Source organism: Corynebacterium senegalense, assembly GCF_900411315.1.
GTDB lineage: Bacteria > Actinomycetota > Actinomycetes > Mycobacteriales > Mycobacteriaceae > Corynebacterium > Corynebacterium senegalense.
The window spans coordinates 1512197-1526885 of the sequence record NZ_LS990887.1 but is presented as its reverse complement, the minus strand read 5'-3'; the positions used below and the strand labels follow the sequence as shown (position 1 = coordinate 1526885).

General features: G+C 66.0%; 15 protein-coding genes and 1 rRNA gene (1 of these 16 only partly in view). 5 read left to right on the top strand and 11 right to left on the bottom strand.

Going from position 1 to position 14689, the window contains the following annotated elements; all coding sequences use genetic code 11:
* Nucleotides 1-103: 103 nt before the first annotated feature.
* Together DYZ02_RS07435 and DYZ02_RS07430 are read right to left on the bottom strand one after the other, a co-directional pair.
* Nucleotides 104-1622 (bottom strand): 16S ribosomal RNA (locus DYZ02_RS07435).
* 582 nt (nucleotides 1623-2204) lie between these two features.
* A complete protein-coding gene (locus tag DYZ02_RS07430; RefSeq protein WP_115685671.1) occupies nucleotides 2205-2579 on the bottom strand; it encodes a GntR family transcriptional regulator in 375 nt (124 codons plus the stop codon).
* A gap of 214 nt (nucleotides 2580-2793) precedes the next feature.
* Between DYZ02_RS07430 and DYZ02_RS07425 the strand changes: the two genes are divergently transcribed.
* Nucleotides 2794-3960: an NYN domain-containing protein gene (locus DYZ02_RS07425; protein ID WP_115685670.1), complete on the top strand. Its 1167-nt coding sequence runs from the start codon at nucleotides 2794-2796 to the stop codon at nucleotides 3958-3960.
* Between the two features lie 10 nt (nucleotides 3961-3970).
* Here the strand turns inward: DYZ02_RS07425 and DYZ02_RS07420 are convergent, their stop codons facing one another.
* Both DYZ02_RS07420 and trxA read right to left on the bottom strand, forming a co-directional pair.
* Nucleotides 3971-4771 (bottom strand): PspA/IM30 family protein, encoded by an 801-nt coding sequence (locus tag DYZ02_RS07420; RefSeq protein ID WP_115685669.1) that lies wholly within the window; start codon nucleotides 4769-4771, stop codon nucleotides 3971-3973.
* Between the two features lie 114 nt (nucleotides 4772-4885).
* Nucleotides 4886-5263, bottom strand: a complete 378-nt coding sequence (trxA, locus tag DYZ02_RS07415) for a thioredoxin (protein WP_115685668.1) — start codon at nucleotides 5261-5263, stop codon at nucleotides 4886-4888.
* 119 nt (nucleotides 5264-5382) lie between these two features.
* Between trxA and DYZ02_RS07410 the strand changes: the two genes are divergently transcribed.
* The 4 genes from DYZ02_RS07410 to DYZ02_RS07395 are packed head-to-tail and all read left to right on the top strand — an operon-like array spanning nucleotide 5383 to nucleotide 9442.
* Complete coding sequence (locus DYZ02_RS07410; protein WP_115685667.1) at nucleotides 5383-5595, top strand: copper chaperone; 213 nt, start codon at nucleotides 5383-5385, stop codon at nucleotides 5593-5595.
* 38 nt (nucleotides 5596-5633) lie between these two features.
* Complete coding sequence (locus DYZ02_RS07405; protein WP_115685666.1) at nucleotides 5634-5834, top strand: heavy-metal-associated domain-containing protein; 201 nt, start codon at nucleotides 5634-5636, stop codon at nucleotides 5832-5834.
* A 42-nt stretch (nucleotides 5835-5876) separates the two neighbouring features.
* A complete protein-coding gene (locus DYZ02_RS07400; RefSeq protein ID WP_115685665.1) occupies nucleotides 5877-8126 on the top strand; it encodes a heavy metal translocating P-type ATPase in 2250 nt (749 codons plus the stop codon).
* Nucleotides 8123-9442 carry an MFS transporter gene (locus tag DYZ02_RS07395; protein ID WP_115685664.1) on the top strand — a complete coding sequence of 440 codons (1320 nt, stop codon included), beginning with the start codon at nucleotides 8123-8125 and terminating at the stop codon, nucleotides 9440-9442. The genes DYZ02_RS07400 and DYZ02_RS07395 overlap by 4 nt, the downstream gene beginning before the upstream one ends.
* Here DYZ02_RS07395 and DYZ02_RS07390 read toward each other — a convergent pair.
* The 7 genes from DYZ02_RS07390 to DYZ02_RS07360 all read right to left on the bottom strand — a co-directional run.
* Nucleotides 9439-9645, bottom strand: a complete 207-nt coding sequence (locus DYZ02_RS07390) for a hypothetical protein (RefSeq protein WP_115685663.1) — start codon at nucleotides 9643-9645, stop codon at nucleotides 9439-9441. The genes DYZ02_RS07395 and DYZ02_RS07390 overlap by 4 nt on opposite strands.
* A 100-nt stretch (nucleotides 9646-9745) precedes the next feature.
* Nucleotides 9746-11206: a replicative DNA helicase gene (gene dnaB / locus DYZ02_RS07385; RefSeq protein ID WP_115685662.1), complete on the bottom strand. Its 1461-nt coding sequence runs from the start codon at nucleotides 11204-11206 to the stop codon at nucleotides 9746-9748.
* Nucleotides 11207-11615: 409 nt separating this feature from the next.
* Nucleotides 11616-12068 (bottom strand): 50S ribosomal protein L9, encoded by a 453-nt coding sequence (rplI, locus tag DYZ02_RS07380; protein WP_115685661.1) that lies wholly within the window; start codon nucleotides 12066-12068, stop codon nucleotides 11616-11618.
* Nucleotides 12069-12116: 48 nt separating this feature from the next.
* Nucleotides 12117-12674, bottom strand: a complete 558-nt coding sequence (locus DYZ02_RS07375; protein WP_115685660.1) for a single-stranded DNA-binding protein — start codon at nucleotides 12672-12674, stop codon at nucleotides 12117-12119.
* A 56-nt stretch (nucleotides 12675-12730) separates the two neighbouring features.
* Nucleotides 12731-13027: a 30S ribosomal protein S6 gene (gene rpsF, locus DYZ02_RS07370; RefSeq protein ID WP_115685659.1), complete on the bottom strand. Its 297-nt coding sequence runs from the start codon at nucleotides 13025-13027 to the stop codon at nucleotides 12731-12733.
* 136 nt (nucleotides 13028-13163) lie between these two features.
* On the bottom strand, nucleotides 13164-13358 hold the full coding sequence (locus DYZ02_RS07365) for a hypothetical protein (RefSeq protein ID WP_115685658.1): 195 nt from the start codon (nucleotides 13356-13358) through the stop codon (nucleotides 13164-13166).
* On the bottom strand, nucleotides 13355-14689 hold the 3' portion of the coding sequence (locus DYZ02_RS07360; RefSeq protein WP_115686420.1) for a glycosyltransferase family 87 protein. Its footprint extends 159 nt past the window's final position; only the last 1335 of its 1494 coding nucleotides appear in the window; its start codon lies off the right edge, out of view — the gene reads right to left on this strand; it ends in the stop codon at nucleotides 13355-13357. The genes DYZ02_RS07365 and DYZ02_RS07360 overlap by 4 nt, the downstream gene beginning before the upstream one ends.

The window sequence follows — 14689 nt, the reverse complement described above, 5'->3', positions numbered from 1 at the left end:
ATGCCTCCACCCGGATTTCAACAAAAAACGCGGCAGCACCACACACGGGCACTCAACCACACACCCCACAACCGTGGGGCACACAAAAACAAAAACTCCTTAGAAAGGAGGTGATCCAGCCGCACCTTCCGGTACGGCTACCTTGTTACGACTTCGTCCCAATCGCCGATCCCACCTTCGACAGCTCTCTAACGAGTTTGAGCCACTGGCTTCGGGTGTTACCAACTTTCATGACGTGACGGGCGGTGTGTACAAGGCCCGGGAACGTATTCACCGCAGCGTTGCTGATCTGCGATTACTAGCGACTCCGACTTCATGGGGTCGAGTTGCAGACCCCAATCCGAACTACGACCGGCTTTCAGCGATTAGCTCATCCTCACGAACTCGCGCACGCGCTGTACCGACCATTGTAGCATGTGTGAAGCCCTGGACATAAGGGGCATGATGATTTGACGTCATCCCCACCTTCCTCCGAGTTAACCCCGGCAGTCTCTCATGAGTCCCCACCACAACGTGCTGGCAACATAAGACAAGGGTTGCGCTCGTTGCGGGACTTAACCCAACATCTCACGACACGAGCTGACGACAACCATGCACCACCTGTACACCAGCCACAAAGGGAAAGACCATCTCTGGCCCGGTCCGGTGTATGTCAAGCCCAGGTAAGGTTCTTCGCGTTGCATCGAATTAATCCACATGCTCCGCCGCTTGTGCGGGCCCCCGTCAATTCCTTTGAGTTTTAGCCTTGCGGCCGTACTCCCCAGGCGGGGCGCTTAATGCGTTAGCTACGGCACGAACCCCGTGGAAGGGACTCACACCTAGCGCCCACCGTTTACGGCATGGACTACCAGGGTATCTAATCCTGTTCGCTACCCATGCTTTCGCTCCTCAGCGTCAGTTACTGCCCAGAGACCTGCCTTCGCCATCGGTGTTCCTCCTGATATCTGCGCATTTCACCGCTACACCAGGAATTCCAGTCTCCCCTACAGCACTCAAGTTATGCCCGTATCGCCTGCAGTCCCACAGTTAAGCCGTGGACTTACACAAACGACGCGACAAACCACCTACGAGCTCTTTACGCCCAGTAATTCCGGACAACGCTCGCACCCTACGTATTACCGCGGCTGCTGGCACGTAGTTAGCCGGTGCTTCTTATCCAGGTACCGTCACTTACGCTTCGTCCCTGGCGAAAGGAGTTTACAACCCGAAGGCCGTCATCCCCCACGCGGCGTCGCTGCATCAGGCTTGCGCCCATTGTGCAATATTCCCCACTGCTGCCTCCCGTAGGAGTCTGGGCCGTATCTCAGTCCCAATGTGGCCGTACACCCTCTCAGGCCGGCTACCCGTCGACGCCTTGGTAGGCCATTACCCCACCAACAAGCTGATAGGCCGCGAGCTCATCCCATACCGCAAAAGCTTTCCACCACACCACCCACGATGCAGTCCTATCCGGTATTAGACCCAGTTTCCCAAGCTTATCCCGAAGTACAGGGCAGATCACCCACGTGTTACTCACCCGTTCGCCACTCGAGTACCCTGCAAGCAGGGCCTTTCCGTTCGACTTGCATGTGTTAAGCACGCCGCCAGCGTTCATCCTGAGCCAGGATCAAACTCTCCACAAAAAATGCTTCAGAAGAAACAGGCCGTGAAAAGCCCAAAACCCAACCAAAACAAACCACCACACCCAACACCCACCAAAAAGCAGGCACCAAGCGCGCTGGCAATCCACAAAATTACCGGCCACCCCTCCCCACCCTGACGAGGGAAAAAACAGGGAAAGGCAACCAAAAAAGTATCTGTCACAAACGCGAATCAATCACGCACCATGCAAACACCAACAAAGCCGCGCCCCATCAAATGGTTCAGGCACAACCCACCGGCACACACCCACCACCACCAAAAAGCAGCAGCAAGCACACACAGCACACAACCAACCCACAAACAAAAAAGTACATTGGCACACTATCGAGTTCTCACACAACACACGCACACCCAACACAACCCAGCAAAAACCAGGCCAGTCAAAGAGGCGAATTGAATACCAGCGATAGTTTTCCTGCCCGCCAACTCACCACACTCACTGCGGCGGGGCGCTGTCGGTCTCGCTGACTCACATAAAGCTACACACACCCACAACCAAACACAAATCCCCAGGTCAGCGGACATAAAGAAGGTAAAGGAATAGCCTTTAAAACCGCCATGTTTCAGCGGTACATCCCGCGGCTCTCCGCCACCCGGTTGAGCAGTGCGCCCAGAGCGGCGCGGTCGTAGCCGAGGCGCAGAGCTTCGTCGACAAGCGGTGCGACGTATCGCTCGGCGAAAAGCTCGCGGCGGGCGCCGAGGATGGACTCCTTCGCGCCGGCCACGACAAAGGTGCCGGCGCCGCGGCGCACCTCGAGAATCCCTCCCGTGACGAGGATCCCCAGTCCCCTGCGGGCGGTGGCCGGGTTGATCTCGTGGAAGGCGGCGAGCTCGTTGACCGAGGGGGCCCGGTCACCGGAGCCCAGCGCACCGTCGACGATGAGGTCCTCGATGAACGTCGCGATCTGCAGGAAGAGGGGTTCGGCGTCGGGGCGCATCCGTGTTCCTTCTCGGTGGTTAGTCGGTTGGTTAATTAACCGTATAAGCGCCCGTCTTGCCGGGCAAGGGCAACGCGGGGAGTGGTACGGGCACCCGACCCCGTGCCCGTTACCGCTCTTAAGGGGAGTTCCCGTGACTAGCCGGGTCGAAGTAGTGCACACTAGGGGTGTCCAACAAAAGGTTTAGAAATAGTAGATACGGATTATAGGAGCCATGATTGAGCGCACACTTGTGTTCGTCGACACGTCTTACCTGCTCGCAAGCTTTTACAACTCATGGGAGATCGGCGCACGTTCCCAGTTAGAGATTGACCTTCCCGAGGTGGTCGCGACGCTCCGCGACATGGTCACCCAGCAGCTTCACCAGCCCCTCCACCGGCAGTTCTGGTACGACGGCATCCCCGAGTCCGGGCCCCACCGCTACCAGCGGGCCCTGCGCGCCTGTGACGGGGTGCAGTTGCGCACCGGCCAGCTCATCGAGTGGGGCGAACGCCGCACCCAGAAGGGCGTGGACACGCGCCTGGTCGCGGACATCGTGGTCAACGCGATGCGCGGCAACTTCAGCGACTTCGTCCTCGTCTCGGGCGACGCGGACATGATCCCCGGCGTCGAGGAGGCGGCCAACAACGGGGTGCGCGTGCACCTCTACGGCTTTGGGTGGGATTCGATGTCCTCGGCGCTGCGCCACGCCTGTGACACCACCACCATCCTCGACCCCCGGGAGGACTTCGCGGACTCGATGCAGCTGCAGGTCCTCGAGGGGCCCCTGCCCCCGACGATTCGCGAGCGCCCGCTCAGCGACGCCGCCCCGCTCGAGACGGACGAGGGACCTGCCCCCGTTCCCTTCGGCAACCCGCTGAGCGCGGAGAAGTCGGCCGAGCAGCCCGCCGAGCCGACCCAGCCCGTGGAACCGTCCACCGAGGTGAAGAACGAGGAGGACTGCGAGGACCTCGTCGCCGAGGTGGAGGAGCCCTCCGAGGCGGAGGCCGAGGTCAACCAGCAGTCCCAGGCACCCACCCCCAAGCCCGGGCCGAGACCCGCCCCCAAGCCCTCGATGATGGCGCCGCGCCGGAAGCTGCGTTCGCGCTACGTCCCCCTGCCCGAGGAGGTCTGGACCTCCGCCGGCTTCCAAACCCCCTACGACGTGGGGCAGCAGTACGCCACCTGGTGGTACGAGAACGCCGCCTCCTCCGAGCAGCGCGACAAGGCGCACATGCTCTCGGGGGGCGGGCTACCTCCGGAGATCGACAGGCCGCTGCTTCAGTTCGCCTGCGAGACCCTCCACGAATACACCCTGAGCGAGCACCAGCGCGTCAACCTGCGCGACGGCTTCCACTCGGGCATCCGCGGGGTGCTCATCAACCTGCGCACCACCGACTGACGCGGCGGCCCTACTTCTCGGGCTGCTCGTCCTTGGTGGCGTCGTCAAGCTCGTCCTTCGGCGACTCCTTGCCCGGCTCGAGCTCTCCGCCGGCGGCCATCGATGCGCGGATCTCGGCCAGACGGTTCGAGGCCGCGACGTCGGTGCCGGCGCTTTCGATCTCCGCCATGCGGTCGCTCATGGAGTCCTGGGCCAGCTCCTGGGCGCCAAGCGCGTTCGCGTAGCGGCGCTCAATCTTCTCCCGCACCCCCTCGAGGGTGGGCACGTTGTCGTCCCCGCCGAACTGGTTGATCGTGTCCATCGTCTGGGCGGTCTGCTCCTGCATCTTCGCCTGGTCGATCTGGCTCTCGAGCTTCGAGACCTCCCCGAGCTGCTCCTGCAGGCGCGCCTCCGACTGTTTCTGCTGGCGCTGGGCCTCCTCGGCCGCCTGGTCCGCGGCCGCATAGGCGGTCTTGGTCTGCTCCAGCTCCTGCTCGACGGAGACGAGCTGGCTGGCGATCACCTCGGCGGTGCTGCTGAACTGCTGGGCCTTCTCTGCGTCGCCGGCCGCCGCCGCGTCGTCCGCCGCCTGGATGGCGGTGCGGGCCTTGTTCTGCAGGTCCTCCTGGGAGGAGATGAGACGGTCGAGCTTCATCTGCAGCTGGTTGCGGTTGCCGATGATACTGGCCGCGTGGTTGCTAATCTCCTGGTGGCGCTTCTTGGCCTCCGCGACGGCCTGCTGGATCTGCACCTTCGGATCGGCGTTCTCGTCGATCTTTGAGTCAAAGGATTGCATGAGGTATTTCCAACCCTTGTTGAAGGGGTTCGGCATGGGGGCGTCCTTTCGTAGAGTTAGCTGTCGGGCGCGCGAGAGCCCGTTAAAGCCACAGCTTACGCAAAAAAGCGCCCACCCGAAGGTGAGCGCTTCGCCCGCGCGGGCCCGAGGCTACGCCTCGTCGCCGGCCTGGTTCTGCTCGGCGATCTGGCGCCGTACGTCGTCCATGTCCAACGACTTGACCTGCTGGATCAGGTCATCGAAGGCGGCGGGCGGGAGGGCGCCCGCGTTGCGGAAGACCATGATGCCGTCGCGGAAGGCCATGAGGGTCGGGATCGCCTGGATCTCCAGTGCGGCGGAGAGCTGCTGGTTCGCCTCGGTGTCCAGCTTGGCGAAGGTCACGTCCGGGTGGTCCTCGGAGGCCTTCTCGTAGGTCGGGGCGAACGCCTTGCAGGGGCCGCACCAGTCGGCCCACGCGTCCACGAACACGATGCCGTCGGCGGTGACGGTCTGCTCGAAGGTGTCCTCGGTGACGTTAAGGGTGCTCATCGCAAATCTCCGTAATCCATGTCTGCTAACTTGTCCGTGAGTTTCAACAGTACCAACGGCCGCTTCATTCCCGGGCGGGTCTGAGCGGTCCGCGGAGGACTCGACAAGGAGCGGAAGAAATGCGCAAGAACTACACCATCAGCGGGCCCGACACGGAGGCCGCCGTGGATTCGCTCATCGACGAGGTGAGCCTCCTCCCCGGGACGCAGGGCGTCGAGGTGGACGTCGCGGCGGGGGTCATGGCCGTGACGGGTGAAAACGTCTCCGACGTGCAGGTTCTCGACGCCGCCGAGGCCGCCGGCTTCACCCTGGGCGGGGACCTCGCCCTGTAGCGCTGTGTAGGATGGTGCCACCTACGAAAGGAGTCACCATGGCTACACGCAAGTTCAACGTCGAGGGCATGACCTGCACGCACTGCGAGATGAGCGTGAAGGAGGAGATCTCCGAGATCCCCGGGGTCACCGACGTCACCGCTGACCACACGACCGGCCTGGTCGAGGTCACCGGCGAGGGCTTCTCCGCCGAGGAGGTCTCGAAAGCGGTGCACGAGGCGGGCTACACGCTGGGCTAGAACCCCCTGGATAAATACCCCTAGGGGGTATAGCATGAGGGTATGACAGCACGCAGTACCCTCGGCCACATCGAGCTGGGCGTCACAGGCATGACGTGCACGTCCTGCTCCTCGCGCATCCAGCGTAAACTCAACAAGCTCGACGGCGTCGACGCCGCCGTCAACTACTCCACCGAGACCGCAACGGTGGACTACGACCCGGCGCGCACCACCCCCGAGGACCTCATCGAGACGGTCCGGGGCGCGGGCTACGACGCGTTCCCCCTCTCCCCCGTGGGCGGGGAGGAGGTGTCGCCAGGCAACGAGCTCGCGGCGCTTGACGACGCCCGAGAGCGCGAGGCCTCCCACCTCAAGCGCACAACCGCCTGGGCCGCGGCGGTCTCGCTGCCCGTCATGCTCGTCTCGATGATTCCCGCGCTCCAGTTCACCTACTGGCAGTGGGCGGCCTTCGCCGCGACCACGCTGGTGTACTTCTCGGCGGGCTCCGTGTTCCACCGCGCCACCCTGGTCAACCTGCGCCACGGGACCACCACGATGGACACCCTCATCACCCTGGGCACCACGGCCGCCTACCTCTGGTCCACCTGGGCGCTCTTCCTCGGCACCGCCGGCGAACCGGGCATGAGGATGCGGATGAGCCTCGCGCCCTCACACGCGCAGATGGACGAGATCTACCTCGAAACCGTCTGCGTAGTCATCACGTTCCTCCTGCTCGGGCGCTGGTTCGAGGTGAAGGCGAAGGGGCAGAGCTCCCAGGCGCTGCGCGAGCTGCTGGACATGGGCGCCAAGGAGGCGGCCGTGCTCCGCGACGGCCGCGAGGTGCGCGTGCCCGTCGACTCCCTTGTACCCGGCGACAGGTTCGTTGTCCGCCCGGGCGAGAAGATCGCCACCGACGGGCGCGTCGTCGAGGGCGCCTCGGCCGTCGACGAGTCCATGCTCACCGGCGAGTCCGTCCCGGTCGAGGTGACCGCCGGCTCACCCGTCACGGGGGCGACGCTGAACACCTCGGGGCGCCTCGTCGTCGAAGCCACCCGCGTCGGCTCCGAGACCACGCTCGCCCAGATGGGCAGGCTCGTCACCGCCGCCCAGGCCGGCAAGGCCCCGGTGGAGCGGCTGGTGGACCGAATCTCGCGAGTCTTCGTCCCGGCCGTTATCGCCGTGGCGCTTCTCTCCCTCGTCGCCCACCTGCTCCTCGGCTCGGGCGTCGCGCCCTCCTTCACCGCGGCGGTGGCGGTGCTCATCATCGCCTGCCCGTGCGCGCTGGGGTTGGCCACGCCAACCGCGATTCTCGTCGGCACCGGCCGCGGGGCGCAGCTCGGCCTCCTGATCAAGGGCCCGGAGGTCCTCGAGTCCACCCGCCAGGTGGACACCGTCGTGCTGGACAAGACGGGCACCGTCACCACCGGGGTGATGGGCGTGTCCGGGGTGCACCCCGCAACGGACCGCACAGCTGAGGAGGTCCTCGGGCTCGCCGCGGCCGTCGAGGCCGGCTCCGAGCACCCCATCGCCCGCGCCATCGCGGACGCCGCCCCCGCCGACGGACCACGCGGCGAGGGGTTCCGCGCGCTGCCCGGGCAGGGCGCCGAGGCCACCGTGGCGGGCCGCACGGTCCGGGTCGGCCGACCGAGCGCCCCGCTCGGCAGGCTGAAGGACGCCTTCGACCGCGCCGAGGCCGCGGGCGGCACCGCCGTGGCCGTCGAGGTTGACGGTCAGGCCGCGGGTGTCATCGCAGTCCGCGACACCCTCAAGCCGGAGTCCCGCCGCGCCATCGCCGCGCTGCGCGACCTCGGTCTCACCCCGCACCTGCTCACCGGCGACAACCCCGGCGCGGCCCGGGCAGTCGCCGCGGAGGTCGGCATCGACCCCGCCAACGTGTCGGCCGGGGTCCTGCCGGGGGAGAAGGTGGGCGTCGTGAAGCGGCTGCAGGGCGAGGGCAGGCGCGTCGCGATGGTCGGCGACGGGGTCAACGACGCCGCCGCGCTGGCGCAGGCGGACCTCGGGATGGCGATGGGCGCGGGCACCGACGTGGCCATCGAGGCCTCGGACATCACCCTGATGAGCAACTCGCTGGGCGCCGCCGTCGACGCGATCCGGTTGTCGCGCCGCACTCTGGCCACCATCAAGGGCAATCTCTTCTGGGCCTTCGCCTACAACGTCATCCTCGTCCCCGTGGCCGCCGCCGGGCTCCTCAGCCCCCTCCTGGCGGGCATCGCCATGGCGTTCTCCTCCGTGTTCGTGGTGAGCAACTCCCTGCGCCTGCGCGGCTTCGAGCGCTACGATTCCTCTCTATGACGCACCCCGCACCCGACGCGCTGACGCGCACGCAGCGCCTCGACCGCCTACCGGTCACCCCGAAGCACCGCCGCCTCCTGCTCGGCTCGGGAGTCGGCTGGGCGCTCGACGCGATGGACATCGGGCTCGTCTCCTTCGTCATCGCGGCCCTCGCGGTGCACTGGGAGCTGGACAAGACCACCACCTCCTGGATCGCCTCCGCCGGCTTCGTCGGCATGGCCATCGGGGCCTCCCTCGCCGGACTGCTCGCCGACAGGATCGGCCGCCGCCAGGTCTTCGCGGCCACCCTCATCATCTACGGGCTGGCCACCGGCGCCTCCGCGCTCGCCGGTTCCGTCGCGGTGCTCCTCGTCTTCCGCTTCATCACCGGCCTCGGCCTCGGCGGCGAGCTCCCGGTTGCCTCCACCCTGGTCAGCGAGTTCTCCCCGCGGCGCGTGCGGGGGCGGATGGTCGTCCTGCTGGAGGCCTTCTGGGCCGTCGGCTGGATCCTCGCCGCGCTCATCGGCACCTTCGTCGTCTCCCAGGGCGAGAACGGCTGGCGCTGGGGGCTCGCGCTCGGCGCCGTGCCGGCCCTCTACGCCATCTACGTCCGCCTAGGGCTGCCCGAGTCGGTCCGCTTCCTCGAGGCGGCCGGTCGCCACGAGGAGGCGGAGGCCGTCGTGCGCTCCTTCGAGGAACAGGCTGCCGGGCGGCTCGACCACGGGACCCCCGGAGAGCCCGAACCCGCGCCCGAGGGCGGCTTGTGGGGCCCGGCACTGCGCCGGCGCACACTGGCCTTCTGGGTGGTGTGGTTCTCCGTCTCGCTGGCCTACTACGGAGCCTTCATCTGGATCCCCTCACTGCTCGTGGCGCAGGGGTTCACGCTGGTGAAGTCCTTCACGTTCACGCTCGTGATCACGCTGGCGCAGCTGCCCGGCTACGCGGCCGCGGCCTGGCTCATCGAGGTGTGGGGGCGGCGGGCCACCCTCGCGTCCTTCCTCGCGGGCTCCGCAGCGTCCGCGTTCCTCTACGGTGCGGCGGGCGCGCCCTGGCAGATCATCGCGGCGGGGTGCCTGTTGTCGTTTTTCAACCTCGGCGCCTGGGGCGCGCTCTACGCCATCGGGCCGGAGCTCTACCCCACCGCGATCAGGGCAACAGGGACGGGCGCGGGCGCCGCGTTCGGCCGGATCGGCTCCATCATCGCGCCGCTGGTTGTCCCCCCGCTGCTGGCCTTCGGCGGGCAGGGGACCGTTTTCGGCCTCTTCGCCGCGGCTTTCCTGCTGGCCTGCGCGGCGGCGTTCACGCTGCCGGAGCAGCGCGGCGCCGCGCTGTCCTAGCTGGACCGGCGGGAGAAGAGCCTGCTCACCAGGCCGCGGCGCTGCGCGTCGCCGCCCGTGACTTTGTCGTCAATGTCCTCGATGCTGCGGGGCAGGTTGAACAGCACGGTCGATTCGCCGGTCTTGGCCACGGTGATGGCGTCGTCCAGGCTGGCCACCGTGCGCGCGCAGGGCTCCGAGGCGTTGATGGATCGCACGGACATAGCGCCTCCTTGACTGAGTTAAACGTTGGCTGTGCCAGCAATGATAGGCGCCCGTGTGCGCTGTGTCACCGTTGTTGAGGCTTGCCTAAGCCGCCGGAGCTCAGCCGTGCGCCATGTTGACGAAGCGCGAGTAGTGCAGCTGGTGCGCGACCGGAATCGTGTCGATCGGTCCGCCGCGGTGCTTCGCCACGATGATGTCCGCCTCGCCCGCGCGCTCGTCGTCGCGGTCCTGGGAGTCGGGGCGGTAGAGCAGGAACACCATGTCCGCGTCTTGCTCCAGCGAGCCCGATTCGCGCAGGTCCGCCAGCTGCGGCTTCTTGTCCGTGCGCGCCTCGGGGCCACGGTTGAGCTGCGAGATGGCGATGACCGGCACCTCCAGCTCCTTCGCCAGCAGCTTCAGGTTGCGGGAGAACTCGGAGACCTCCTGCTGGCGCGACTCCACCTTGCGCCCGGAGCTCATGAGCTGCAGGTAGTCCAGCACGATGAGGTCGAGCCCGTGGGTGCGCTTGAGCTCGCGGGCCTTCTTGCGGATCTCCATCATTGTCAGGTTGGGCGAGTCGTCGATGAACAGGGGGGCGTCCTGGATCTCGCCAAGGCGGTGGGTCAGCTTCTCCCAATCGGTCTCGTCCATCTGGCCGGAGCGCATGGCGGAGAGCTTGATCTCGGTCTCGGCGGAGAGCATGCGCATGATGATCTCGGAGGCGCTCATCTCCAGGGAGAAGATCACCGAGGTCTTGCCGTGGGCGATTGAGCAGGAGCGCATGAAGTCGAGGGCCAGGGTGGACTTACCGACGCCAGGACGGGCCGCGATGATGATCATCTGCCCCGCATGCAGGCCGTTGGTCAACCGATCGAGGTCGAGGAACCCGGTGGGCACGCCCTGCTCCAGGCCGCCGCCCTGCTCGATGGTGGCCAGCTCGTCGATGGTCGGCTTGAGAAGCTCGGACAGCGCCTTGTAGTCCTCCCCGCTCTGCTTGCGGGAGACGGCGAAGACCTCCTGCTGCGCCCGGTCGACGAGCTGCTCGACGTCCATCCCCTCGTCGCCCTCGTAGCCGTACTGCACCACGCGGGTGCCGGCGTTGACGAGCTGGCGCAGCACTGACTTCTCCGCGACGATCTCCGCGTAGTAGCGGGCGTTCGCGGCGGTGGGCACCTCGGAGATCAGCGTGTGCAGGTAGGGCGCGCCGCCGACGCGCTCGAGCTGGTTGAGCCGGTCGAGTCGCCCGGCGACGATGAGCACGTCGATGTCGCTGCCCTGGGAAAACAGCTCCAGCACCGAGTCGAAGATCAGCTGGTGCGCGGGGTAGTAGAAGTCCTCCTTACGCAGCGTCTCCACCACGTCGACGACGGCGTCGGGGCTGAGCAGCATCGCGCCGAGCACGCCGCGCTCCGCGCGCTCGTCGTGCGGCGGCTGCCGGTACTCCCGCAGGTCCCCGCGGTCTCGGTTGAAACCCGAGTAGCGCGTCGATCCGCCTCCCCGGTTCTCGGCGGGCGGGGCGTAGTCCTCTCCGTCGAAGGTGTTGCCGTCGTCGAAGCTCGCGGCCCCGGTGTCACCAGCCATGTGTTCCTCCCTCTCAGTCCGCAATATCGTACCGCGCCCGCCCGACACCGCCCTTTCTCCACAGCCCCTGTGCACAACGTGGTGGGCAAAGAGGTCATTTCCCACAAGCCGCGGCAATCCTGTGGATAACCTCCACTCCGGCCCGCGCGAAAAGTGTGAAAGCGCAGGTCAACGAGGTAGAAATCGGCGCCCTACGCCATGTGCACAACCACGCATATTCCCGCTACCTCGGCGTTTGACACCTACCGTCCGATTGGCTAGCCGAGGCGTGGTTAATGAAGTTATCCACAGGGGGGTGGCGTCGAGAAGCGGAGGCGGAAAAAGGGCGCGGGCCCCACTCCTCACAAGTGGGGCCCGCGCCAAAGCTGTTGTCGCTGGGCCTAGGCTCGGCTAGGCCGTCGCGGGTGCGTTACGCGCCCACAACCTCGAAGTTCACCTTGCCCTCCACGTCATCGTGGAGGTTCACCTTCACCTGGTAGCCACCGGTCTTGGTGATGAGGCCCTTCGGCACGTCGATGCGGCGCTTGTCCAGGGACGGACCGCCCGCGGCCTTGACGGCGTCGGCAATGTCGCCCGGCTTGACGGAGCCGAACAGCTTGCCGTTGTTCGCGGTGCGCACTGCAACCTTCACGCCGGTCAGCTGGTCGAGCTGGTCGCGCAGCTCCTTGGCGTGATCCAGGTCGCGGACCTGGCGCTCAGCCTGCGCGCGCTTGATGTCTTCGATCTGCTTCTCTGCGCCGCGGGTGGCCGGAATGGCCAGGCCGCGCGGGAGCAGGAAGTTACGTCCGTAGCCGCCCTTGACCTCGACAACATCGCCGGGCTCGCCAAGGTTATCAACGGCAGCGGTGAGGATCAGCTTCATGAATCCTAACCTTCCTAAAGTTGAAAAATACTGGTCTGTTGAAAACGTTTAGAACGGGGGCTCGTCGTCCATGCCGCCGAATCCACCGGCGGGAGGTGCGGAATTCCACGGGTCGTTCTGGGGCTGCTGGTTGCTGTCCCGACCACCAGAGATCACCTGCGGGCGATTCTGCTGACCGCCGAAACCGCCCTGGGAGCGGTTCTGCTGGCCGCCGCCGTAGCCGCCCTGGCCGCCCTCACGCGGCGTGCGGGTCACGGAAGCGGTCGCGTACTTCAGGGACGGGCCGACCTCGTCGACCTCGACCTCGAATACGGTGCGGTTCTCACCCTCGCGGGTCTGGTAGGAGCGCTGCTTCAGCCGGCCGTTGACAATCACGCGCATGCCCTTGGACAGGGACTCCGCGACGTTCTCGGCCGCCTGGCGCCAGACGTTGCAGGTGAGGAACAGTGCCTCGCCATCCTCCCACTGGTTGGTGTCACGGTTGTACGTGCGCGGGGTGGACGCGATACGGAAATTCGCCACTGCGGCACCGCTCGGGGTGAAACGCAGCTCCGGGTCGGCAACCAGGTTGCCGACGACGGTGATGGGGGTATCTCCTTGGGCCATGTTGCTCTACCTTCCTGGCGTGACGCTCGACTGTGTGGAAACGAGCCTAACCGCTCTTACTTGTCGGTGCGCATAACCTTGGTGCGCAGAATGTTGTCGTTCAGGTTCAGAACACGGTCGAGCTCGCCGACGGTGTCGGCCTCGCAGAGGAGGTTCACGACAGCGTAGATGCCCTCTTCCTTCTTGTTGATCGGGTACGCAAGACGGCGCTTGCCCCAGACATCAACCTTCTCCACCGTGCCGTTCTCCTTGCGGACAATCTCGAGGAACTTGTCCAGGGACGGGGTAACGGTGCGCTCATCCTGCTGCGGATCGAGGATGATCATTACTTCGTAGTGACGCACGGACCTCATCACCTCCTATGGTCTAAAAATTTACGGTTTCGGCCGCCGCACTGTGCGGTGGCAGGAGGGTCGTTGCGTCAAGCAACCACACCAGCGTACCCCACCCCTCCCCCGGGGCAAAATGCTTCACGACGTCTCACCAGCGCTATTGCCCGGGGTTGGGCACCGCGATGAACACGGCGATGAAGACCGGGATGACGGTGATGAAGAGGAAGGCCGCCAGGCCGAGAGCGACGGCGAGAGGGATGTTGCGCTTGCGCGTGGTGGCCAGAAAGGACGCGCCGATAAGGGCGAAGCCAATGAGGATGGAGGCGATGCCGACGATTGTTGCCGCGTTCACGGGTGTACTCCTGCTGTGTCTCGTTTGGTGCCGCGCCATGTCTCGGGCGCGCTGGCGAGCGGGTCGAGGCCGCGGTGCGCGGCGGCGACCTTGTCGGGGACCTTGCCGAGCATCTGCCGGACGACCAGGACCATCGTGGCGACGATGAGTCCGTCCCGGGTGAGCACGACAAGGTTGAGCACCTCTCCGGGCAGGCCCTTGTTCTCGGCCCCCAGCATGTGCCACATGAGGATCGGCCAGACCATCATGTCGGCCGTCATCCACGCCAGCAGCAGGCGCCACCGCGGCAGGGCGAGCACGGCCGGGATGATCAGCCAGAGGGAGTACTGGGGGCTCCACACCTTGTTGAACAGGAGGAAGAAACCCACGGTGAGGAAGAGGATCTCGGCGATGCGCGGGGTCCGCGGCGCGCGCAGGCCCACGACGAGGGTGAAGACGCAGCCGGCGAGGAACAGGACGAGCGTGAGCGCGTTGAGAATCACCGGGGTGCCGTCACCGTCGAAGCCGGCCCAGCCCGTCGCCCGGGAGATGACGGCGTAGATGGTGGTCCACTCCCAGCCGCGCTCGGTGTTGAGCCGGTTGAACTCCGCCCACGCCTCCGGGGCACGGAGGTAGACGGGGAGGTTGACCGCCGCCCAAGCAGCCGCGGCCGACCCGAGCATGGTGGCGAAGGGGGCCCACTGCCTTTTCCGGATGGCGAGGGTGAGGTACGCCCCGAGCGCGAAAAGCGGCCAGAGCTTGAAGGCGGTGCCGAGCCCGATCGTCGCCCCGGCCAGCCAGAACTTCCGGTTGCGGGCTGCCAGCAGCGCGGCGGTGAGGAAGAAGATGGAGGGGATGTCCCAGTTGGTGAAGGCGTGCATGATCAGCAGCGGGCTGCCCGCCACGAGCAGGGTGTCCCAGACGCGGTTGCCGGTCAGATCTGCGACCATGCGGACGGTGGCGACCCAGATGAGCGACATGACCAGGGCCGTGAGGTAGAAGTACCAGCCGACTTCGGGAAGCACCCGGTCGGCGAGGCCATAGGTGTGGCGGGCGATGAACCCCATCAGGTTCTGGAACATCCCGGCCAGCACGGGGTACTCCATGTAGCGCGTCACGCCGTCCTCGACCCACGAGTAGTCGTAGGCGAAGCCGGGCTGGTTCAGCCCCCGGCCGCCGTAGAGGGGGACGATGTCGTTGTAGCAGAAGGAGGTGTACTGGCGGTTTCCCGCCCAGTTCAGCTGCAGGACCCCATCGGCGTCGGGTGCGCCCGCGGCGCAGGTGGCCTTGCTCAGCGCGCCGAAACCCAGGAAGCTCCAGGCGACGGCGAGGATCGCACGCAGGGGGGGCCC